This is a genomic window from Acaryochloris sp. CCMEE 5410 (assembly GCF_000238775.2).
Taxonomy (GTDB): Bacteria; Cyanobacteriota; Cyanobacteriia; order Thermosynechococcales; family Thermosynechococcaceae; genus Acaryochloris.
The window spans coordinates 1,322,405-1,342,963 of the sequence record NZ_AFEJ02000001.1 but is presented as its reverse complement, the minus strand read 5'-3'; the positions used below and the strand labels follow the sequence as shown (position 1 = coordinate 1,342,963).

Below are 20,559 nucleotides of genomic sequence, written 5' to 3'. Positions count from 1 at the left end.
CCCCCAATGTTCAAGAGAGCCATCCCAGCAGTGGTTGTTCAAGAATGAATTGTCGAGCAACCTCTTGATATAACTTGCGTTGTAGGGCATACCAGTTGTCTATCTGTTGGTGCCAAACTTGTAATTCCAGCTCCACAAAAGCCCTAAGAGCACAAAACACATGGGTATGAACAGCCTCAGTTAAACGCACACGAAACCGCTGAAGTCCACACAATTGTTTGCCTGCACGATGAAAGCATTCAATGCCCCAATGGAGTGTGTGTAAATGCTCAAACTCAGCTTTACCTGCAATAGCAAGCTCCTTCGGGTCTGGCGCATACAGAAGGTAATAGCGACACGATTCGTTTTTGAATCGCTGGCAAAAAACCTTCACGATGCCCACCCCTTTGAGGTAAACATGTAATCCTTGTTCAGGGATGACAAGGGTATCCACGCGTTGATACTGGCTCTGGCCCAATCGCACCTGTCGATTTTTGGCAACACCAACCAGGAATCCCAATTGCACGTCTTTGAGTAAATTGAGATTGGCCTTGGATGCATACCAAGCATCGCTGGTGAAGGTCGTCGGTCGAAGCCCCCAAGCTAAAACCTCTTGGAGCATTTCCTGGAGATATTGATTCTTGGTTTTGCCCTCCTGTTTGTCATAAATACGATAGTTAATGGGGACTCTCAAGCCATTGGGACTGGTGTAGTACAGGGTGATTAAGGGGATTCCCAAAATCGGTTTGCTATGTTTGCTACTCCAGTAATATCCCAACAGGTCCATTTTCTTGGGGTTGCTGTAGAGTTTCTCAAGAACAGTATCATCAGCACTCAAAACGCCTCCGGTCAGCTCAATCCATTCATTGTCTGCAAGTAAATCAAATAGATCTTTGGGCTCATAGCGTTCTCGAAGCAAAAAGCGGTTGATGCTGTCGTGAGAAACATCTTTGAGGATTTCTGCCATATGGCTGCATCCATCTCCTTGGGGTTGAGCTAGGAGATAGCGGACATAAAGGTCTTGGGTGCACTGAGCAGTTGAAGGCTTGCTGGGTATTCGCAACAGAGGGAGAACATTAACGGCCTTTATCTTTCAACCCACAAAATAAAACCCGTGTCAATGCGTAAGTCCTGTTGATCTAGAGTCCGGTGAATCAACCCTCTACTGGCAACCTCAGGTTGACTTTAATCCCACGGAGTATGAAACTCAGCAGGTCTTCTTTACCAGTAAAGATGGTACTCAAATTCCCTTATTTCTCAGCCATAAGAAAGGCTTGATCAAAGATGGGAAAACTCCTGTCTATCTCTATGGATATGGGGGGTTTAACGTGTCCCTGACGCCGTCCTTCTCCCCGGTTCAGCTCGCCTGGATGGAAATGGGCGGTATCTTTGCCCTACCCACTTTACGGGGTGGAGGCGAATACGGTGAAGCGTGGCATCAAGCTGGGATGAAGCACCATAAACAAACGGTTTTTGATGATTTTATTGCGGCTGCCGAGTATCTGATCACAGCAGGATATACCTGTACAGACAAATTAGCGATCGCAGGGGGAAGCAATGGAGGATTGTTGGTTGGAGCCTGTATGACACAACGGCCCGATTTATTTGGTGCCGCTTTGCCAGCGGTTGGCGTTATGGATATGTTGCGATTCCATCAGTTTACGATTGGCTGGGCTTGGTGTGCTGAGTATGGTAGCTCCGAAAATGCCGAGGATTTCCCTGTTCTATATGCCTATTCCCCCTTACATAATCTCCAAGCGGACACCTCTTACCCAGCCACTTTGATTACTACCGCAGACCACGATGATCGCGTTGTACCAGCGCATAGTTTCAAGTTTGCGGCTGCGCTCCAAGCCGCGCATTCAGGGATGGCTCCAACTTTAATTCGAATTGAAACGAAAGCAGGGCATGGTGCTGGCAAGCCAACTCAAAAACAGATAGAAGAAGCCAGCGATCGGCTTGCTTTTGTCAGGCATGTTTTAGCTTGAATTAGGGGATTGGTACTAGGCTTGATTGGTGCCACACCTTGTAAAATCGCATTGTCCGGCACTAGTTTATGAACAGGATCTACAAGGTCGAACTGGGTTTTTGAGTAGACCTTTGGCAATCTTCATTTCACGATGGGCTATTCACTCAACCTATGCCGCGATCTGACTTGAATTTTTAGTCCTCTACCCTGTCCTTAGCTGAATTATGCAAGAATTCTAATCGTCATCAGAACCATAGTGAGCGATAAAATCCATTGAAATATAATTTATGAAATTAACCTGATGGGTTCAAAGCAGATCTGAAGATTATGGCGTACCCTTGAAATAATCTAAAGAGATTTATCGTTCCTATGTCAGAACCTGCAAGAACCGTCAGTATCTTTCATAAAGCCGATGCTCCCCTGTTTAAGAAAGCAGGAGAAACTATTTTTGCAGAAGGTGAAGCCGGCGAAGTCATGTACGGGCTATTAACGGGAAAGGTCGATTTAGTCGTCAAGGGCAAAGTCGTCGAAACCATTCAATCAGGAGATGTCTTTGGAGAAGGGGCTTTAGTTCAACCCTCTGGGACGCGAGCCTCAACAGCCATTGCCCGGAGTGACTGTAGCTTGGTGTACTTGAATCAGGAGCGATTTTTATTTGCGATCCAAAACACCCCAATGTTTGCCATTGAAGTGATGCGAAGTTACTCCGATCGACTTCGTCGACTGAAGCATTTGATCTAACTCCCCTTCCTGAGTTAATCCTGATACAGATAATTAATCACCGCTGTTGCTAGGGTATGGGTGCCATCTTTGGGCAAGGAGGTGTCTTTTCGTGGGGGCAGTAAAGGCTGAAAGAGGAATTCCCACTGGCTTTCGGTAAATTCGTTTTCTGCCAGCAAATAATGATGGTTATAGTCTTGTAGCCCGGTGAGTAGAAATTTCGCTTCGGCAAAATCATCCCTAGGGATGGAAATAATGGGAATATCCAGAAGACAGGCTTCGGCAAAGGTGCCATATCCCGGTTTGCTAATGATACGACCACACAAAGGCATCATATCTACGGGTCGATATTTGCTATCTGTCACCTTGATCAGGTTGTTATAGATATCTGGGGCAAGGCGATCAAAGGTAATAAATTGCCAATCGGGAAATTGCTGGAGGTTGCGGTAGGGAATCTTTGCCAGCCCCAAACCACCAAAGCTTAGCAGTACGGTTTTCTCGGGATCCGCCGTAATCCCAAACACGCGGCGTAATTCGAGGGTTGTATAGCGGGGTGAAGCGCCCGTCAGGCCAATATCAGTCACGTTTGAAAAAGCTGACATGGGTTCGTGAAAGGGGAGACGAAATAAGCGATCGCATTTGCTGAAACACTCCCGCACCCAGTCCACAATCTCTGCAAAATCCTCTTCCCACTGTTCATAGATCAAATCCCAGCCAAAGTTGCTGGCCATCCAGCAGGGTATTCCTGCTTTTTCAGCAATCACGCTCGCTAAGGGGGGAATATCTGCTAAAACGAGCTGAGCCCCCGTCTGCTTGATATAGTCCACCTCCGCATCGACCAACCGTTGTTGATAGGTTCGAATCTCCTGCAGTTGCGTTAGGGTAGCCGGAATATTCATATTCAGGCCATCCTTCTGAATCACGCCAACATCGAAGACCCGAGAACGGTAAATAAAATCTCCAGGCAGGTAGGACTCAATCAGCCAGCGAGGGGCACTCGTCACCACAATCAACAGCACATCGGGGACCAACCGCTGAATTTCTGCTAAGACCGCTGCAGTACGAGTGGCATGACCGAAGCCATGGTTAGTGATCGCTGCATATAACGTGGGTCGGGCCATCCTCAACCTTTAGACTCTTGTCAACACAAAGAGGCTATCATTATTGCCTCGACCAATGCGTAAGTCCTCATCTAGATAGGTGGTTTCTAACCAACCCGCCGAACGATCGGTATCCAAGGGAACGGAGAGGGCTGCAACTGGACTCTGGGTTTCCAAGCGAGAGATCAGAGTATCCAGGGACGGATAATTCATAAGCCCCTTCACCCCCACAATCGTCCGCTCAAAATTGACCTGGACTCGTCGCTCCGATACGGGGGTCAGCCGAGCTGCCACACACAGAACTCCTTCTAAGAATGGGATGCCCTGTAGCTCCAAAACGTTATAGAGCTTCAGCTCTTGTCCTCGGATGCATTGATGAATGGGTCCGGCAGGCACCACGGGCAAACGCGCCAAGCCCAAAAGGTCAGGGCTCGTGGTATAAATTAATCGCCAAACCCCACTGAGGCGTTCTCGTTCATTTAAGGGCTGGGGGGTGGGATTTTGAACTTCGAGCTGAACGACTTTATCCAGCACTAGGCTACGATTGGCTTCGGTGGTGATCACGCCTCGATTTGTTCCTGAGATCGCAGCCAGTAACTCTGCCTTGGCAATCATGTCTCAGCTCCCCAGTATCAACACGATAATCATCCATTCCCAACATATCGCTCCCCGTCATTGTAACCAACCTCACGAGAGCGCTGTTTGACCAGTTGTGCCGCTCCATTAATCGCAGCAGCAGTCCTGTAATTGTTGCAATAGCTGGTTTGTCCTACGGATGATCGCTGGCCAATCCTCAGCTTGGAGCGCTGCTTTGGGAAATAAGTAACTCGAAAGCCCCACACCCACCGCTCCTGCTTTAATCAGGGCCACCGCGTTCTCTAGGGTTACGCCCCCCGTGGGAATCACAGGGATATGTCCCAAAGGCCCCTGCAAACTCTGGATATATTGGCTGCCTCCCATCATTTCCACCGGAAAAATCTTGACACTACTGGCCCCTGCTTGCCAGGCCGTAACGATCTCAGTGGGAGATAAGGCTCCAGGGATAATGGGGATATCTTGAGCCACTGCTGCCTGAATAATGTCCAGGTTGACATGGGGGCAGAAACAAAACTGTGCGCCCGCTGCGATCGCAACCCGTAGCTGATCAACCGTCAGAATCGTGCCCACACCAATATGACAGTTGGGTAGAGCTTCCCGGAGCTGAGTCACCAGGGTCGCGGCTTGATCGCTATTCCAGGCAATTTCGATTAGCGTCATCCCGGCTTGGGCAATCGCCTCCGCCATGCGAACACCCAGGGTTAACTCGGGAGCCCGAACTACACCAATTGCACGATGATGTCTCACCGTCTTTAACCAAAGATTTTGCGTCAAAGTGAAAAAGCTATCGTCACCTACCGCTGAGCATAGGCTGCCATCGGTTCTTTAATCCAGCGGATGTAGAGATGTTTAAAGGTCGACCGCAACACTCGTGGTGCACCAAAATCAATGGGCATTAAATTATCCGGTAATCGCCAATCTTTGACCTGCAAATCATGGGGATGACACAAAGGAAACTGAATATCTTGCCAGTCTGGACAATATTCCAGGCGAAGCGCTGCCGCCATTGTGGGTACCTGTTCAGGTGCCACCTGCAACATTTCTAGAATCGCTCGGTCTAATGCAAAAACATCAGCAGAAGCTGCCAATATTCCTAGAGGTCTCGGATCACCGTTACTAGGACCATTCCCCTCATGGGCGATGATGCCATCCACAATGGTCAGATGAGGAGAGAGGGTTCGGGCGGTTTCCACCAACATTTCTCCAAACCGATCCACATCCTTACCGGCTTCCATATGCCACCAGGCCTTCATTTTGCCGGGGACGCAACCGAATAAATTTTTAACCCCCAACGTCATCGTTAGCTGAACATGGGATTTTACCTTCGGTAGGTTAATGATCACATCGGCTTCCATCGCTTCCTTCGACAGCCTCAGATGATCAAACGTCTGACTTTCCGTGGGATAACGGCTCCCATGTAATTCCACAATAGGAATACTGAGGGCCGTTAACATCGGCTCATAACCATTGGCCTCTGCTACCCCCCGAGCACTCCCAAAAGCCGGACTATCCCCAATAAAAGGATGCCCCCCGGCTGCGATGACCATCTCTGCCACCCTCGCAACCACTTCCGATCGAGTCGTACATTCGTTCTGGGGACGCCCCCCTGTCAATAAATTGGGTTTGAGCAAAACCCGATCCCCTGGGGTAACAAATTTTGCCATCCCTCCCAACGGTGCCAGCACCGATTCCAGGGATTCCTTTAGGGAAGGTTGCTCATAGCTATGAGCCGGAGTAAGGCTGACAGATGAGGTCATGGCATGACTCCTTTACACAGCAAACTAACTAGAGACTTCAGAGGTGGGTTCAGAATCTGGGGTACTCGCCTCGGTAGTAGGCGTATCATCAGAGCCCTCTTTTTTAGCCTGGTCTGCTTCTCTACGCTTCTTCTGGGCTTCCAAAATATCATCCATGGCCTGACGAACTTGGGCAATTTTATCCAAGTTACCTCGATAGATTTCTAGATCCTTTTGCAGCTTACTCTCAGAGATATTGAGCACTGTACAAATATTAGGTAAAAACTCTGCCAAAGATTCTTCGTCTTGGGTGATGTTCCCCTCACTGAGTTCTAAAAGGGTAAACAACCCAATCGCAAATAGACGACTGTATTTAAACTTAGGGTTTTGAGCAATATTTCGTAGCTGCCATTGCAGCTCATCGCCCCCGGAGTTTGCCGCTTGGGTAATCCAATCCAGCATTTCCTGGGCAGATTTCGACTGGGCCAATTCAGTTAAGCGCTGGCCGTCCTTCTGCATTTGGACGGGATCGGCTTCCTGGGCCTTACAGATGGCGCTAAAGATTGCATCTTTATCATTCTCAGGCTGATACCCATCCATAAACCGGTCAAAGGATGTCGTCACGCCCAATGCAAAAATAGGATCGTAGCGAAAATCTTCATTCACCCGCAGTAGATGCATCTCTACCATGAGCTCCTCTACCACCCTTCGATACACTGAATTTACGGGACGGGTATGAATAGAGTAAAAAGCTCGTTTTGTGTCAGAAACAGTACGCAGGTTATTCACAATAAGGGAAAAAAGAAAAACTACAAATATTAACTCAGCGAAATCGGTGGGTCACTAGGTGAGAAGAAAACCATGAGGTCTTAGAATAATAAAACTTCAGTCTTTCTACATCAGTGTGGTCAATAACCTAGATTGGTTTTAGAATCTGGACAGACAGAGGACTAAACGTCCATTTATTGTTGTTGGCTATCGTCTGTTAGGTTAACAGATACTTGCGATTGAATGTTTAACCTCTCAAGGGAAACTAATCCAAGGCTAAATTCAGTCACCATAACCCACCATATTGATGATATTTCAAGAACTAGGATATTTCACACCCTGTAATGGGTAGGATAACTATAGGTGAGAACAGCAAATCTAGGGTAGAAATTTGTAGTGGACGTTGATCAAACAAAAATTCTGAAACTCGCTCAACAAGGAAATCAACAAGCTATTGCTGTGGTACTCAATCGTCACCTGATGCCCAAAGGTGCTCATATCAAAGTGAAGCATAAAGACGATTGCTTACAGATTCTTCTGCATACCCCTCAAAAAGCGCAGCAATCTACATTGATTCAAATGCTCCGGGATCAGCTTTTGATGCTCCACCCTGCTGGGTTTAGTGCAGTCAAGATCTATAACCCGCACCCTGGGAAAAAGACAGCCAGCCTTATTCACGAGTTTGGACTCAATACGGCAGCTTCCGCCCGCCAGGCTGCACCTACCCCTAGTCCGCCTCAACCTGTTTCTTCCCACCGTCAGGCTGCACCAACCCCTCAGCGATCGTCTGTCGCTGAAGTCCTGCTCCACATGAGTAGTTTGGAGGATCTTAAAGTTCTCAAGGATCATCCATTCTTTACAGGTAAGTGTCCTCGGTGTGGTAGCCCTTACATTCAACAAGATCCACCGCCCGTTTATTGGGATTGTCAAGAATGTGGTTGGGAAGATAATTTAAGCCAGCTCGTCCCGCAAACGAATTCAGATAATACCAACCAAAAGAACTTTGCCGATAGCAAGAAACTCGGCAATTATCTAATGGAAGCTGGGTTATTAACCTCAGCACAGATCGAAGTAGCCCTGGCCGATCAGCAAATCACTGGTATGCGCTTGGGAGAAGTACTGGTCCGTAGAGGCTGGGTCAAAGAAGAGACCATTGAGTACCTGATGCAGAAGGTCATCTTACCTGAAAGAACCTCCTCCCAAGACCAATCGACGTCCTACATGGAACTCAGTCGGAAGCTCTTAAAAACGTTGATGAGCCAAGCAGGACCTACTTCTAGCGACGATCCAGAACCAGACACGCCCTCCACACCTACCCCTGATAAGCCCAAAGCACCCATTGCCAGTGAACGGGCGACTTTAGTGCTACCAGATGCAGATGTCAGTGACTATCTGGATGATTTCCCATCCATGAGCTAAGTCATTTTAATGGCTGAAAAGCCCGTAACTGGAACATCATGAGGACATGAGTTACGAAGCTAGGGCAACCTCGACCAACTGCTGCAACTCACCCTGCTGGTACAGTTCGATCAAGACATCGGAACCTCCTACAAATTCCCCATTGATATAGACTTGGGGAATAGTCGGCCAGTTGGAATACTCTTTAATCCCTTGACGAATATCGTAGTCTTCTAAAACATCTACTGTTTCGTAAGGAACGCCAAGGCTATTGAGGATCTGAACCGCGTTATTGGAAAATCCACATTGAGGCATCAGCTTAGAGCCTTTCATAAACACAAGGATTTTGTTGGTTTGAACTAAGCTATCCAGGCGTTCTTTCAATTCAGGTGTCATAACAGGATCCAAATAATACGTCTAATCAGGAGGTTAATCATTGGGGTGGGGCACCTTTAGGAAGGCTGCACCACATCGGCTTGTTGGGCCTGCCACTTTTCAGGCGTGAATGTTTTCAGCGCTAGGGCATGCAGCTGCTCACTGGCCATCACTTGGTTGACTGAGCGATAGACCAACTGATGTTGTTGGACTAGGGTTTTGCCTTCAAATTCGGCAGAAATGATCGTCGCTTGATAATGATCACCCCCCCCGTTAGATCCTGAACGAACACTTCAGCCCCAGGCAAACCAGCTTGAATCATTGCAGTAAGGTCATCCGGGTTAATCATCTAGATGCTTGAGGAAAATAAGAACGTCACTAGTCTAGCTTTAAACTATGAGTCCATTATGCAGCCTCAATAGGCCAAGAAGCGGATGAGAAGAGGATTTACTTGGGTTGTTCAGGTGTTTCAGAAGATGTTTCAGGGGAAGTAGAGGTTTTGGCACCTGGAGTCCGAGGATAGGGAATGTCAGAAAAGCCGAGTTCCACCAACTGCTGATAAGATTTTTTACCCAAATCACGAGACGGGTTTTGGCTACGGATAATCTCAATTAATAGGGGAATCGCTTTCTCGGGCTTATTCTGGGCGCGATAGACCAAAGCCAGCTGATAGGTGGATTTGTCTCTAAGCTGTGCCGTTTCTAGTGCTTTTTTCCGATGGCTTTCGGAAACACGGCGGTCAACGCCTAAAAAACTGGAGGTCAGGGTTGAGTAGAAATTAGAAAGCTGGTTCATGATTTGACGAGCATCTTGAAGCTTGTTTGCCGCCAAATCGAAATTCTGAGAATCGTAGGCCCCTTCGGCCTCCGTCATCAAGCGTTTTCCCGCTGGAATACTGAACAACCCCCCTGTAATCCTGGGACTCAATACTTCAACATTATCTAAATCAGAGGATGGGGGCGCACCAGATCCATCTAGATCTCCTGCACGTTGGGCTTGAACTGATACAGGCAAGAAGGAGACAAAAGAGACAGACGCAACCAATAGGGCTAAATATCGGTTACCGGGGATGAATGAACGGGAAGGTTGCATAAACACTGTTCGATAAACTCTGTAAGGACGCTGACGTAATCAGTTCAGGTTTTGGTCATCTTATCATTTGCTGTCATAGCAAAGATCCCTTGAATCCTTGACCCTGCACTTGAACAATCTGCTTGACGATCCAGGTCCCTAAAATTGTTCCGTTAGGGTAAATCAGGCTATAGAGATTATCTGACTAATATTCAAGGCTCTTTGCATTTATGGTAGTTTTTACTATAATTAAGACAAGCGCTGCTTAATCAATTAAAAATTGTTTTTTTGATCAGCGCTGATTCCTGGCTGTACAGGAATTTCATGGATATTTACGAGGAGTCCAGTGATGTTAGAACTGGTTAAGCCCCCTGAGGTAGCTGATCAATCTTTAAACCTCTCTGCCAGTGACTATAATCTCTTGACTGATTTATATCAAGCCACCATGTCTGCTTGCTATTTAAATGAGAATCTGGCGGAAATACCGGCAAGCTTCGAGTTAACGGTTCGGCGCTTACCTGACAAGTTCGGCTATTTAGTCGCCATGGGTTTAGCACAGGTTTTAGATTACCTACAAAACCTAAAATTTACGGCTCGGCAAATTCAGTATCTTCAAGGAACCGATTTATTTAGTCATGCCCCTACTCAGTTTTGGCGCATGTTAGAAGAAGGAAAATTTACTGGTGACGTGTGGGCGGTCCCGGAAGGAACAACCATCTTTGCCAACGAACCCTTTTTGAGGATTGAAGCGCCCTTGTGGCAAGCCCAGTGGGTAGAAACGTTTATCCTCAATACCATCAACTATCAAACCTTAATCGCCACTCGTGCGGCTCGGTTGCGAGATGTGGCCGGTCCTGATGCCACAGTTTTAGAATTTGGAACCCGCCGAGCATTTGGACCGCAGGCGTCTGTATGGGCGGCCCGAGCTGCCTTGGCTGCCGGATTAAATGCCACCTCGAATGTCTTAGCGGCCCAACTTTTGGGCCGACAGCCCAGTGGAACGATGGCCCATGCGTTAGTCATGGCCATGACGGCCACTCAAGGGACTGAACTTCAGGCTTTTACCGCTTTTCACCGCACCTTTCCTCAGGCGGCGCTGTTGATTGATACCTATGACACCCTCGCAGCAGCCCAAACTCTGGCGGAGAAGGTTAATGCGGGGGAACTGGAGGTACCGGCGATTCGCCTAGATTCAGGGGATTTAGTGGAATTATCCCAACAGATTCATCAGCTCTTGCCGGAAGCCAAAATTGTGGTGAGTGGAGATTTGGATGAACCAGAAATTCTTCGACTTCGCCAAGCGGGAGCCCATATCCACGGCTATGGCGTCGGGACGAAGCTGGTGACGGGCAGTCCTGTCAACGGGGTATATAAGCTCGTCGATATCGATGGCAATCCCGTGATGAAGGAGGCCAATGGCAAAATCACTTATCCGGGGCGCAAACAAATTTTTCGCCAGTTTCATCAGGGGCAGGTTAGTCAAGATCACCTGGGATTAGTCAACGATTCGGCTCCAGAGGGTCAACCTCTCTTGCAGCTGATGATGAAAGCAGGACAACGACTCAAAACCCCAGAATCTCTAGAAACCATTGCCCAGCGCACCTTAGACTCTGTGCAGAGCTTGCCAGCAGACGTCCGTTCTGTGGTTAATCCAGTTTCTTTACCCATGCAGTTATCGACCGATTTACAAGCCCTAACGGCGGCGACTCGCCGGACATCAAAGACTGCTTAGCCCTTAACTTCTTGCCCAGTTCGCTCAGATGATTCGATCTATGACAAAAATTGCACTTTTTGGCACCAGTGCTGATCCGCCCACCGTGGGACATCAATCCATTATTGAATGGTTAGCTGGGCTCTACGATTATGTGGCCGTCTGGGCCTCAGATAACCCCTTTAAACAGCATCAGTCTCTTTTGTCTGAACGCCAACGCATGTTGTCGCTGCTCGTTCAGGATTCACAGCAGCGACATCAACAGGTAGGCTTACGGCCAGAGTTAAGTCATTCCAAGACCCTGTTCACGGTGCAGCAGGCCCAACAGCTTTGGCCCCAGGCTGAGCTTACCCTGGTAGTCGGTTCAGATGTGGTGACAACCTTGCCCCATTGGTACGGGGTTGAAACTTTATTCCAGCAGGTCCAGCTCCTGATTTTGCACCGTCCCGATGCACAGCTCGATCCGAATGCCTTAACAGCCTTGCAACGGTTGGGGGCTCGGTTTGCAATCGCAAATTTCCAAGGCCCACCCGTCTCCTCCAGCCATTACCGCCATACGGGGGATATTAACGATGTCCCGCCTGCTATTGCCGCCTATATTCAACAACATCATCTGTACTCATGGAACGTGCCCCATCCTCATCTCGACGAGAGTCCACAACCTCTACTCTTGACTACCCCACCCCTGCCCTAGCGGAGTTTAAGGTTGGCGTCGATAATGTCATCTTTTCTGTGGACACGGCTCAAAATCGCCTGCTGGCTCTCCTCGTCAAGCGCAATAGCGATCCCTATGCTGGGGATTGGGCCTTACCCGGAACCTTAGTGCAGGAGGGCGAATCCCTGGAGGCTGCCGCCTATCGGATTCTGGCGGAAAAGCTACGGGTAGAAAACCTGTATTTAGAACAGCTCTATAGTTTTGGTGGTCCCCACCGAGATCCCCGAGAAGCACCAGACAGTTATGGGGTCCGCTATCTATCCGTTAGCTATTTTGCCCTTGTCCGCTTTGAAGATGCCATGCTGATCGTGGATGAAGGCTGTGAAATCGATTGGCATCCGGTGGAGACTTTACCCACTCTCGCCTTTGATCACCCCGACATCCTTGCCTATGGCCATCGGCGGCTCTGTAACAAATTGGAGTACAGCCCCGTGGCCTTTGAAGTATTGCCCGATCGCTTTACCCTAGCGGATCTCTATCAGCTATACAGCACGGTTTTGGGGGAGAACTTTACGGATTACTCTAATTTCCGATCGCGACTGTTGAAATTAGGATTTTTGGCCGATACGGGGGAGAAAATCTGCCGGGGAGCAGGCCGTCCGGCCACGTTATATCGCTTTGATGTGGAAGCCTTTGCCCCTTTTCGAGATAAACCGCTAGTGTTTGTGTAGGAACGAAACATGAAGATTGCGATCGCACAATTGAATCCCACTATTGGTGATCTGGTGGGAAATGCTGAAGCTATTGCAGCGGCGGCCACGGCAGCCGAACAGCAGGGGACTACCTTACTCTTGACCCCAGAGCTGTCCCTATGTGGCTATCCCCCTAGAGACTTGTTGCTCGACCCCAGTTTTGTGGCAGCGGCTCAAACTGCCTTAGAACAGCTGGCCACTCAGTTACCAGCCAAGCTCCATGTGCTGGTGGGCAGCGTGCAGGAGAACGCGGCTCAGGGGGGCAAACCCCTATTCAATAGCATTGTTCATTTGCATAACGGCGAGATTCAGCAGTGCTTTCATAAGCATTTGCTACCCACCTACGATGTGTTTGATGAAGATCGCTATTTTGAACCCGGCCACCAGCCCAATGTCCTGGACTTGAAAGAAGGCAAAATTGGGGTCACTATCTGTGAAGATCTGTGGAATAATTCAGAGTTCTGGGAGAAACAAGCCTACGCCGTGGATCCAGTTGCTGAACTGATGAGCTACAACGTGGATTTGATCATCAACTTATCTGCCTCTCCCTTCTGCGTCGGCAAACAAGAACTGCGAGAAGCGATGTTACGGCACCATGCTCAGCAGTACCACTGTCCCCTGATCTATGCCAATCAGGTGGGTGGCAATGACGACTTGATTTTTGATGGCCGCAGTGTCGCCGTCAACCGCCAGGGAGATGTGGTGGGACGGGCCAAGGGCTTTGCACCTGACTTGTTGCTCTTCGATTACGAGGCTCATGATCTGCTGCCCAGTCGAATCGAGTCTGCGGTATCGGATATCAATGCTGAAATTTGGTCAGCCTTGGTATTGGGATTGCGAGACTATGCCCAAAAATGTGGATTTAGCCAAGCCGTTCTGGGATTGAGTGGCGGTATTGACTCTTCCCTAGTGGCTGCCATTGCCACTGCCGCTCTGGGTCAAGAGAATGTATTGGGTGTGCTGATGCCTTCCCCCTATAGCTCTGATCATTCCATCAAGGATGCGGAAGATCTGGCTCAGAACTTGGGAATGCCGACGACACAGTTAGCGATCGCACCAGCAATGCAAACCTATGACCAGATCCTAGATCCCGTTTTTGCCGGGACCGAGCCCGGTGTAGCAGAAGAGAATATTCAAGCCCGAATTCGGGGCAATTTGCTGATGGCCATTGCTAATAAATTTGGCCGTTTGCTGATCTCCACTGGTAATAAATCGGAGATGGCGGTTGGTTACTGCACCCTCTATGGGGATATGAACGGGGGCTTAGCAGCCATTGCAGATGTGCCTAAAACCCGGGTTTACGAGCTATGCCGTTGGCTGAATACCCACACGCCACCTGAACTGGGAGAAAAGGGTATCATCATTCCTGACTCTGTGATCACCAAACCCCCTAGCGCTGAACTTAAGCCCGGCCAGGTGGATCAAGACTCTTTGCCTGATTATGACGTTCTTGATGATATTCTCTATCGCTATGTCGATCACCACCAATCGGGCCAACAAATAATCGCGGCAGGTCACCCCGCCGCGATCGTGGACCGAATTATTCAAATGGTCAAAAGGGCTGAGTTCAAACGCCGCCAAGCCCCTCCTGGACTCAAGATTACGGACCGAGCGTTTGGCACAGGTTGGCGTATGCCCATTGCGGCTCGAACCACTTGGCCACCTACAGCAGCTCAGCCTGTATCCGTTGAGACCTAATGGCTAGCCAGTGGAACGATTAACCGATTCCAGCCACCACCAATGCGGCTTTTGCCGTTCCACCAAAAGGGAGGAGGTGGTTAATCACTGTATTCAGTATGGTGAGTAGGATGGAGCCCACAATGGGATCTAAAATCTTATTTTTCAGGCTAAATCCAGGGACCAGTGCGGCGGCCAGCGCAAAAATAATGATATTCAAGACAAAGTGAATGGGGCCAGCAATCACAATATCGGTCAACTTCGGTCCTAACTCCAATAAAGCGAATAACGGTACGACCAAAGCATTCAGGATACCGAAGATAAAGGCAGAAAAGACAGCCTTACCGGGGCTATCAATCTCAACCCCCACAAATGGCAATTTGGAAATAATGAAGAGACTAATGGCGGTCACAATCAGCTTCAGGATGAGTCCTAGGATTGTGTTGACGCCCCATGCTAATGGAATCACTTGTCTATCCTCCTCGGGTAGAGTATTGGTTGATGACTAACAGAGTAGAGTCACTCGTAATAAGTCCCCCCGTGGATTACTCCACACTTAGTGACTACCGTTTTTGATTCAGATTCCTAATACTCCTACCGTATTATTTGCTACTAAACCCCAGAATATTTAGATTTGTTTATAAAAAAGGAAATACTTATTCATACGCTTGAGCTGGAAGCGTATCGTTGAGTAACTCAACTTATCCCAATGGCACTCTAAAATACACCAATCTAGACATACTATTTAGAGGCGAATATCTTGGTTTCAAGATGTTCAAGTCACTATTGTCGACGGACGATTGCCGTGTACTCGATTTTGGAGAAAAAATATCAGCAGATTCAACGAGAGTTATTTTTAGGAATCGGGGCATTCGGGGGCGTCATTGTCCTAGGAACCCTTTGGTACTGGGTCGTCGAACATTGGCCGCTCATCGATGCTCTCTATATGACGGTGATTACCCTCTCCACCGTGGGCTTTATGGAGGTGAATCCTCTTAGTGATCGCGGTCGGGTCTTCACAATTGTCCTGATTATCGTGGGGGTGATCTGGCTCGGCTACATTGCCAATCGCTTTACGGAAGCAGTCATTCAAGGGTATTTCCGAGACGGCGTCCGTTTACAGCAACAGCGAAGGCTCCTAGAAGATGTCTCCGAACACTTTGTGCTCTGTGGGTTTGGCCGCACCGGCCAACAGATTGCCCAGGAGTTCGCCTCAGAGAATATTCCCTTTGTGATTATTGATCAGGATGAAGAAGGGGTTGAAATGGCCCAGAACTTGGGCTATGTCACTGTTCAAGGTGGTGCGACCCAAGATCCAACCCTATTACAAGCCGGTATCAAACGAGCTAGCGGTATCGTCACCACCCTTGCATCTGATGCCGACAATCTATATGCGGTGTTGTCTGCAAAGAACATCAATCCCTCCATCAGAGCCATTGTCCGGGCAAATAGCGAAGATGCCCTCGCCAAAATGCAGCAAGTGGGAGCAGATGCGGTTGTTTCTCCTTATATGACCGTTGGCAAACGGATGGTTGCCGCGGCTTTACGGCCCCAAGTCGTCAATTTTATGGATGTGGCGTTAACGGGCAGTGAACCCGGCTTTTATATTGAAGAACTGCTGATTGATGCAGATAACTGCCCTTATGTGGGCCAGACTTTGGGCGTTGCGGATGTGCGATCGCAAACCGGTGCCTCCATCCTCGCCATCCGTCGAGCTAACGGTGAACTGATAGGGGCGCCATCAGCGCAAACCGAATTTCGCAGCCAAGATCTATTGATTTGCATGGGAACTACCCAGCAACTGCAAGCCCTCAACCAAGCCTTATCGCCTCAGAGCTAACGGCAATCTCTTAGGGTGCAGCTGGACTAGGTTGGGGTTGAGACCCCGGCAAAGGAGCAAGGGGTTGTCCTGGCAAAGGCGTCGTCGTAGATGGCTGATTGGGCACCGTAGGAAATGATCCTGGATTCGGACCATCCACAGACGGCACGGGTAACACATCATTTTGACCGGGTGGTTGACCAGGGATCTGACCGGGAGGGGTGACTGGATCACTTTTCACTGTCTCTAAGGCAACCCGCTCTCCGCCCACAGACCGCAGCATATCCAAAACCGTAATCACCTGGTCGTAAGTAGCACCCCCATCCGCCTTCAAAATCACAACCCCTTGAGGGGTCGTTTGCAAATAGCGGCTCACCAACTGCTTCAACTGAGTTTGATTCACCGGTTGATTATTAGCCAACAGCTCCCCGAGGATGCCAACTTGCACCCTAAACTTACTGCTAAATTGGGGCGTTCCTGTTTCTGCCTTGGGAAGATTAAGGTTAATCCCTTCGGGGCGACTCAAACCTACCGTCCCCAAAATAAACACCGCCAGGAGACAAAAAACAACATCCAACAGCGGAATTAGCTCAACTTGAATATCTGCATCTTCATTGTCTAAAAATGTTTTCATAGGAATTCAAACTGGCACTCAACAGGCAACGTATTATTCTTGAGAATCGTTTTGAGGGGGCAGGGCAGGCCGTGTTTCGGAGGGCTGCAGCCAAAACTGTCGATAGACCAGCTCTAGTTCATTCCCCGTCCGTCGAAAAATGCGCGCCTGATTAAAGACCAATCCTTGAAATAGCCGATAAAAGGTCAGGGAAACAATCGCAATGGCCAATCCTACCAATGTACTGGTTAAAGCCTGGTCAATTCCTAAAGCTGGATTACCAACAATTTGACCAAATTCCTCAAAATTTAATTTACCTAGGGAATTTTGCAAGCCTAAAATAGTACCAAATAGTCCCAGTAATGGAGATAAAGCAATCACAGCTTCTAGAACTTTGCTGCCCTTGCGCATAGCTGTCAGCTCTTCATCAGCAGAGGCTTCTAGAGCTAATCGAAAAATTTCCGGTTCTTGATTCGCTAACCGTAACGGAGTAAACAGAAATCGACCGATAGGTTGATTGCTAAATTGTCGAGCTAGGTGAGTCGCTTCATCCCAATCTCGGCGGGCAGCATCCAGAATTTGCTTCGCTGTTTTTCGTTCTCCTTTGAGAAGATTGCTCCAGAACCATAACCGCTCAAAAACAGTTCCAATCGCTAATATAGAGAGTCCAAGCAATGGCCATATTGTGGGCCCTCCCTTCTCAAATAGCTCGATAATATTCACGATACTTCCTTTGCCCAATCCGACGATGAGATCAATGATGTTCGACGTTTTCTGTCTAGTTCTGTCTCATCATGAAGTATAAGATATAGCATGACTTATTCATTTATGAAATAAATCTAGTCGGCCATCAATTCCCCGATATTGCTCTATTAGAAGAACAAATATAAGTATTACCGATTTAAAGAACCATATTAAGCCAATTTTGTCCCATCACATGTAGAGAGCACTCTGACGGGAATCCACACCAGATCTGTTATCTAATTTCTGACAAGATAGTAGGGCAAAGGAGATATAAGCTAATGAATTTTTCGATCAAAGCACTTTATAACTGGTATCGAAACAGTCTGCGTAATCCGAAGTATCGGGGATGGATTATTGCCGGTACCTTGGCATACCTCTTAAGTCCCTTCGATATTTCTCCGGATGTCTTTCCCCTCATCGGTCAAATTGATGATCTTGCCTTACTAACGCTCTTTATCTCTGAACTCTCTCAGTTGTTTATTGAAGACTATAAAAAGCGCCAAGTAAACACACAGCCGAAGAGCAATGAGGCCGATAGCCAAGAAACCGTTGATGTTGATGCAGTGCCCATTCAGGACTGATGTATCTTAGGTGGGGCAAGCCGTTATTTGCCGCGATTTTTCATGAATGCTTCCCCTCAAGGTTCCAGTCCATGGTTTGAATATCCCGTTTGGGTTCAGCCTTGTCATACGGATTATGCCGGAGTGGTCTGGCATGGCTCCTATCTAGAATGGATGGAAGCTGCTCGCATTGCTGCTTTTCGCTCCGTGGGGCTGGAATATTCAGCATTAGTCCAATTAGGCTGTGATCTCCCCGTCATTGACTTATCCCTTCGATATCAAAAAGCCATCCAGATGGGAAATGAGGTCATCGTTAAAACTAGAATTAGCAAATTGGACAAGGTTAGACTTTTCTGGGATCAAGATATTTTCTGCATCAATACTGAAAAACCTTGTGTGTTGGGGCGCGTTACCCTTGTACCTGTTAATTCTGAAAATGGACGGATTCTGCGGACCCCTCCTCAGGTCTTACAGGATGCCATTCACCAGCTCATAAGTTAAAGAAACGCAATCTTACACCACCATTAAGAGAAAAAAAATAAGTCTTTTTGACTTTTTTTGAATTTTGATCAGCTAAAAATCAAGAAAGTCATCACTTTTGTAAGTGTTAAGCCCATTTTAGGAAATGTCTAACTTACGTACATCTTATATATAAGATCTAGTTTTTTAGTCTTTTTTGATAGTCAAAATGCCTCTTTCTTATACAGATAAATTAATCGCTAATTATGATTAGCAGATTAGTCTTTCTAGGCTTGTCATCCCCAGAGCGTTTCAGTGACCTGGATCACTTATTAACGTGCGTTTGATCACACCTAAATTAGAAATATATTTTGTAATTTGATTACAAGTTTGGGCATACTAATCACACGCTACATAATTCAGGAAGTTGGGGAGCACCTTGAATTAGGAAGCAGTTAACTCAAGCACCCGTGTTTGTTGTCCTGATCACTTAACTGTAAGCCCTATTCTCCAGAAATCCAGTGAACACCCAGTTGCCTTATCATCATCATTCCCGGTCTGTTTCTAATGAGCAGAGAGTTTATGATCATCTTCTTGCTTGTGTCCGCTCTGAATCTCCACAAGATGTTTTACACCGATTTCAGTCTCTATTTCTAGGCACATCAGGATACCAAGAACCTGAGATTAGGCAAGCAATCAATGCCATTGTCAAATCTACGACCAAACAAGATGAGTTTTGTTTATTTCTCAATCGATGTTGCTATATTTTAGTCAACCGTTGGCAAACCCAATTTGATTGTCGTTATGCCATTTCACAACTGATTGATCTTCTAGGCCAGGCAAGCGGTATGCCAGCTAGCTTAGGTCGAACTCAGACAAAGACTCGGCTACGGTTGCTCGTCAAGCACTTTACTAAAAGCCAGCACTTTCAGAGATTACGTCGATTTGCAGATTTTATGAATCCAGGGGGAGCCGCATCTGGGCAGCAACCCCTAGTCACTCTATTACAGCGATATCCTTACCTGTACAAGCATTGCTTGGTTTCACAAGGGGATACCCAAGAACATCAGCAAGTGATTCATCAAGCTCAGGTTCAAGCCCAGCAAAAATTTGAGGTGGATCTATCTCTGTACATGACGGATCTCTTAAAGCGACAAACCCGAGATCCTCAACCGTTAATTCAAACAGTTGGACAACCCCATCCACAGCAGGGAAAAATTATTCAGCCCGTTCATAACCCCACTCTGTTAAGTGATTCAGATCTACGCGGCTCCCTCAAACATTTTGTCGGCAAAGTGGATGCACGCAATACTCATCAGGACTTAGCCAAACAGTTTCTGATGCAGCAGCATGCCGCTACTTCAACCTATAAACATTTTAAAAATGACTTTTATGAGTATCTAGTCTCATCCATCGATACCAAGTTTGGCCAATGTCGGTTTAATAACCAGCTGTATCAATCCTTGCAGAACATGTTCCCTGAAAGCAACGATCGCACCATGAACGACTTTTTGATGGTGAGAACCTGCCAGCAGGTCTTAAATTTCCTAGTTATTGAGAGTCGTCAAAAACCCAAGCATTGGATTTTCATGGATTTGATTAACAATGTCGGGTCTACTTCTACCGTTAGCTTAGTGCTCAAGGTGGTCTTAATTTGTAAGAAAATTAAGCCCTACTTAGAAAAACGGTTTGCACTGCTGTTTAATCACTATGAATCCCAGAAACAAGCTTCTGTACAATGGTTAGTGCACTGTTTTGAGAAGTTGAATTTAGCTTGGTGTGGTATTTTCGGTAAGTTTGATTATTCTTACGTATCCGTTCTTTAACCACCATCACTGCGGAATGGCTCTTCGGCC

The 20,559-nt window shown here is 47.6% G+C and carries 21 protein-coding genes and 2 pseudogenes; 11 read left to right on the top strand and 12 right to left on the bottom strand.

Annotated elements, in window-relative coordinates; all coding sequences use genetic code 11:
- Positions 1 to 10 precede the first annotated feature (10 nt).
- Entirely contained in the window at positions 11 to 1,042 is a 1,032-nt protein-coding gene (locus tag ON05_RS05950) for a transposase (RefSeq protein WP_029315224.1), read from the bottom strand.
- 73 nt (positions 1,043 to 1,115) lie between these two features.
- Between ON05_RS05950 and ON05_RS05945 the strand changes: the two are divergent.
- A pseudogene (locus tag ON05_RS05945) lies at positions 1,116 to 1,967 on the top strand (prolyl oligopeptidase family serine peptidase); the annotation flags it as partial.
- A 350-nt stretch (positions 1,968 to 2,317) separates the two neighbouring features.
- Positions 2,318 to 2,689: a cyclic nucleotide-binding domain-containing protein gene (locus ON05_RS05940; RefSeq protein WP_010478042.1), complete on the top strand. Its 372-nt coding sequence runs from the start codon at positions 2,318 to 2,320 to the stop codon at positions 2,687 to 2,689.
- Between the two features lie 14 nt (positions 2,690 to 2,703).
- On the opposite strand, the gene ON05_RS05935 is transcribed toward ON05_RS05940, so the two are convergent.
- From ON05_RS05935 to psb29, 5 genes are all read right to left on the bottom strand, one after another.
- Positions 2,704 to 3,789, bottom strand: coding sequence for a hypothetical protein (locus ON05_RS05935; RefSeq protein ID WP_010478040.1), 1,086 nt, complete (start codon positions 3,787 to 3,789; stop codon positions 2,704 to 2,706).
- A gap of 9 nt (positions 3,790 to 3,798) precedes the next feature.
- The gene (locus ON05_RS05930; protein ID WP_010478039.1) at positions 3,799 to 4,383 is read right to left on the bottom strand and encodes a PAP/fibrillin family protein; all 585 of its coding nucleotides are present in this window, start codon (positions 4,381 to 4,383) and stop codon (positions 3,799 to 3,801) included.
- 108 nt (positions 4,384 to 4,491) lie between these two features.
- Complete coding sequence (locus ON05_RS05925) at positions 4,492 to 5,139, bottom strand: bifunctional 4-hydroxy-2-oxoglutarate aldolase/2-dehydro-3-deoxy-phosphogluconate aldolase (protein ID WP_010478036.1); 648 nt, start codon at positions 5,137 to 5,139, stop codon at positions 4,492 to 4,494.
- A gap of 20 nt (positions 5,140 to 5,159) precedes the next feature.
- A complete protein-coding gene (locus tag ON05_RS05920; RefSeq protein WP_010478034.1) occupies positions 5,160 to 6,122 on the bottom strand; it encodes a DUF362 domain-containing protein in 963 nt (320 codons plus the stop codon).
- Between the two features lie 24 nt (positions 6,123 to 6,146).
- Positions 6,147 to 6,890, bottom strand: a complete 744-nt coding sequence (gene psb29 / locus ON05_RS05915; RefSeq protein WP_029315500.1) for a photosystem II biogenesis protein Psp29 — start codon at positions 6,888 to 6,890, stop codon at positions 6,147 to 6,149.
- Positions 6,891 to 7,265: 375 nt separating this feature from the next.
- Between psb29 and ON05_RS05910 the strand changes: the two genes are divergently transcribed.
- Positions 7,266 to 8,288, top strand: a complete 1,023-nt coding sequence (locus tag ON05_RS05910; protein ID WP_010478030.1) for a hypothetical protein — start codon at positions 7,266 to 7,268, stop codon at positions 8,286 to 8,288.
- Between the two features lie 51 nt (positions 8,289 to 8,339).
- Here the strand turns inward: ON05_RS05910 and grxD are convergent, their stop codons facing one another.
- The 3 genes and pseudogenes from grxD to ON05_RS05895 all read right to left on the bottom strand — a co-directional run bounded on the left by grxD (position 8,340) and on the right by ON05_RS05895 (position 9,734).
- Entirely contained in the window at positions 8,340 to 8,663 is a 324-nt protein-coding gene (grxD, locus tag ON05_RS05905; protein ID WP_010478029.1) for a Grx4 family monothiol glutaredoxin, read from the bottom strand.
- A gap of 56 nt (positions 8,664 to 8,719) precedes the next feature.
- Positions 8,720 to 8,991 (bottom strand): annotated as a pseudogene (locus ON05_RS38420) (BolA family protein).
- Between the two features lie 98 nt (positions 8,992 to 9,089).
- Complete coding sequence (locus ON05_RS05895; protein ID WP_010478024.1) at positions 9,090 to 9,734, bottom strand: hypothetical protein; 645 nt, start codon at positions 9,732 to 9,734, stop codon at positions 9,090 to 9,092.
- Positions 9,735 to 10,062: 328 nt separating this feature from the next.
- Between ON05_RS05895 and ON05_RS05890 the strand changes: the two genes are divergently transcribed.
- Genes ON05_RS05890 through ON05_RS05875 form a run of 4 tightly spaced genes read left to right on the top strand, consistent with a single transcriptional unit; the run spans position 10,063 to position 14,529 of the window.
- Positions 10,063 to 11,445: a nicotinate phosphoribosyltransferase gene (locus ON05_RS05890; RefSeq protein WP_010478022.1), complete on the top strand. Its 1,383-nt coding sequence runs from the start codon at positions 10,063 to 10,065 to the stop codon at positions 11,443 to 11,445.
- A 40-nt stretch (positions 11,446 to 11,485) separates the two neighbouring features.
- On the top strand, positions 11,486 to 12,118 hold the full coding sequence (locus tag ON05_RS05885; protein ID WP_010478020.1) for a nicotinate-nucleotide adenylyltransferase: 633 nt from the start codon (positions 11,486 to 11,488) through the stop codon (positions 12,116 to 12,118).
- A 38-nt stretch (positions 12,119 to 12,156) separates the two neighbouring features.
- Positions 12,157 to 12,810, top strand: a complete 654-nt coding sequence (locus tag ON05_RS05880; protein WP_010478018.1) for an NrtR DNA-binding winged helix domain-containing protein — start codon at positions 12,157 to 12,159, stop codon at positions 12,808 to 12,810.
- Between the two features lie 9 nt (positions 12,811 to 12,819).
- Positions 12,820 to 14,529 (top strand): NAD+ synthase, encoded by a 1,710-nt coding sequence (locus tag ON05_RS05875; RefSeq protein ID WP_010478016.1) that lies wholly within the window; start codon positions 12,820 to 12,822, stop codon positions 14,527 to 14,529.
- A gap of 19 nt (positions 14,530 to 14,548) precedes the next feature.
- Here ON05_RS05875 and ON05_RS05870 read toward each other — a convergent pair whose 3' ends face one another.
- Positions 14,549 to 14,977 (bottom strand): phage holin family protein, encoded by a 429-nt coding sequence (locus ON05_RS05870; protein WP_010478014.1) that lies wholly within the window; start codon positions 14,975 to 14,977, stop codon positions 14,549 to 14,551.
- A 336-nt stretch (positions 14,978 to 15,313) separates the two neighbouring features.
- Between ON05_RS05870 and ON05_RS05865 the strand changes: the two genes are divergently transcribed.
- The gene (locus ON05_RS05865; protein WP_029315499.1) at positions 15,314 to 16,348 is read left to right on the top strand and encodes a TrkA family potassium uptake protein; all 1,035 of its coding nucleotides are present in this window, start codon (positions 15,314 to 15,316) and stop codon (positions 16,346 to 16,348) included.
- Between the two features lie 10 nt (positions 16,349 to 16,358).
- Here ON05_RS05865 and ON05_RS05860 read toward each other — a convergent pair whose 3' ends face one another.
- Together ON05_RS05860 and ON05_RS05855 are read right to left on the bottom strand one after the other, a co-directional pair.
- Entirely contained in the window at positions 16,359 to 16,961 is a 603-nt protein-coding gene (locus ON05_RS05860) for a biopolymer transporter ExbD (protein WP_010478010.1), read from the bottom strand.
- A gap of 33 nt (positions 16,962 to 16,994) precedes the next feature.
- Entirely contained in the window at positions 16,995 to 17,663 is a 669-nt protein-coding gene (locus ON05_RS05855) for a MotA/TolQ/ExbB proton channel family protein (RefSeq protein ID WP_010478008.1), read from the bottom strand.
- A 299-nt stretch (positions 17,664 to 17,962) separates the two neighbouring features.
- Between ON05_RS05855 and ON05_RS05850 the strand changes: the two genes are divergently transcribed.
- The 3 genes from ON05_RS05850 (at position 17,963) to ON05_RS05840 (ending at position 20,529) form a co-directional block, all read left to right on the top strand.
- Complete coding sequence (locus ON05_RS05850) at positions 17,963 to 18,265, top strand: YkvA family protein (RefSeq protein ID WP_010478007.1); 303 nt, start codon at positions 17,963 to 17,965, stop codon at positions 18,263 to 18,265.
- 42 nt (positions 18,266 to 18,307) lie between these two features.
- Positions 18,308 to 18,745, top strand: a complete 438-nt coding sequence (locus tag ON05_RS05845; protein ID WP_010478005.1) for a thioesterase family protein — start codon at positions 18,308 to 18,310, stop codon at positions 18,743 to 18,745.
- 491 nt (positions 18,746 to 19,236) lie between these two features.
- The gene (locus ON05_RS05840) at positions 19,237 to 20,529 is read left to right on the top strand and encodes a hypothetical protein (protein ID WP_262561264.1); all 1,293 of its coding nucleotides are present in this window, start codon (positions 19,237 to 19,239) and stop codon (positions 20,527 to 20,529) included.
- The last annotated feature ends 30 nt before the right edge of the window (positions 20,530 to 20,559 follow it).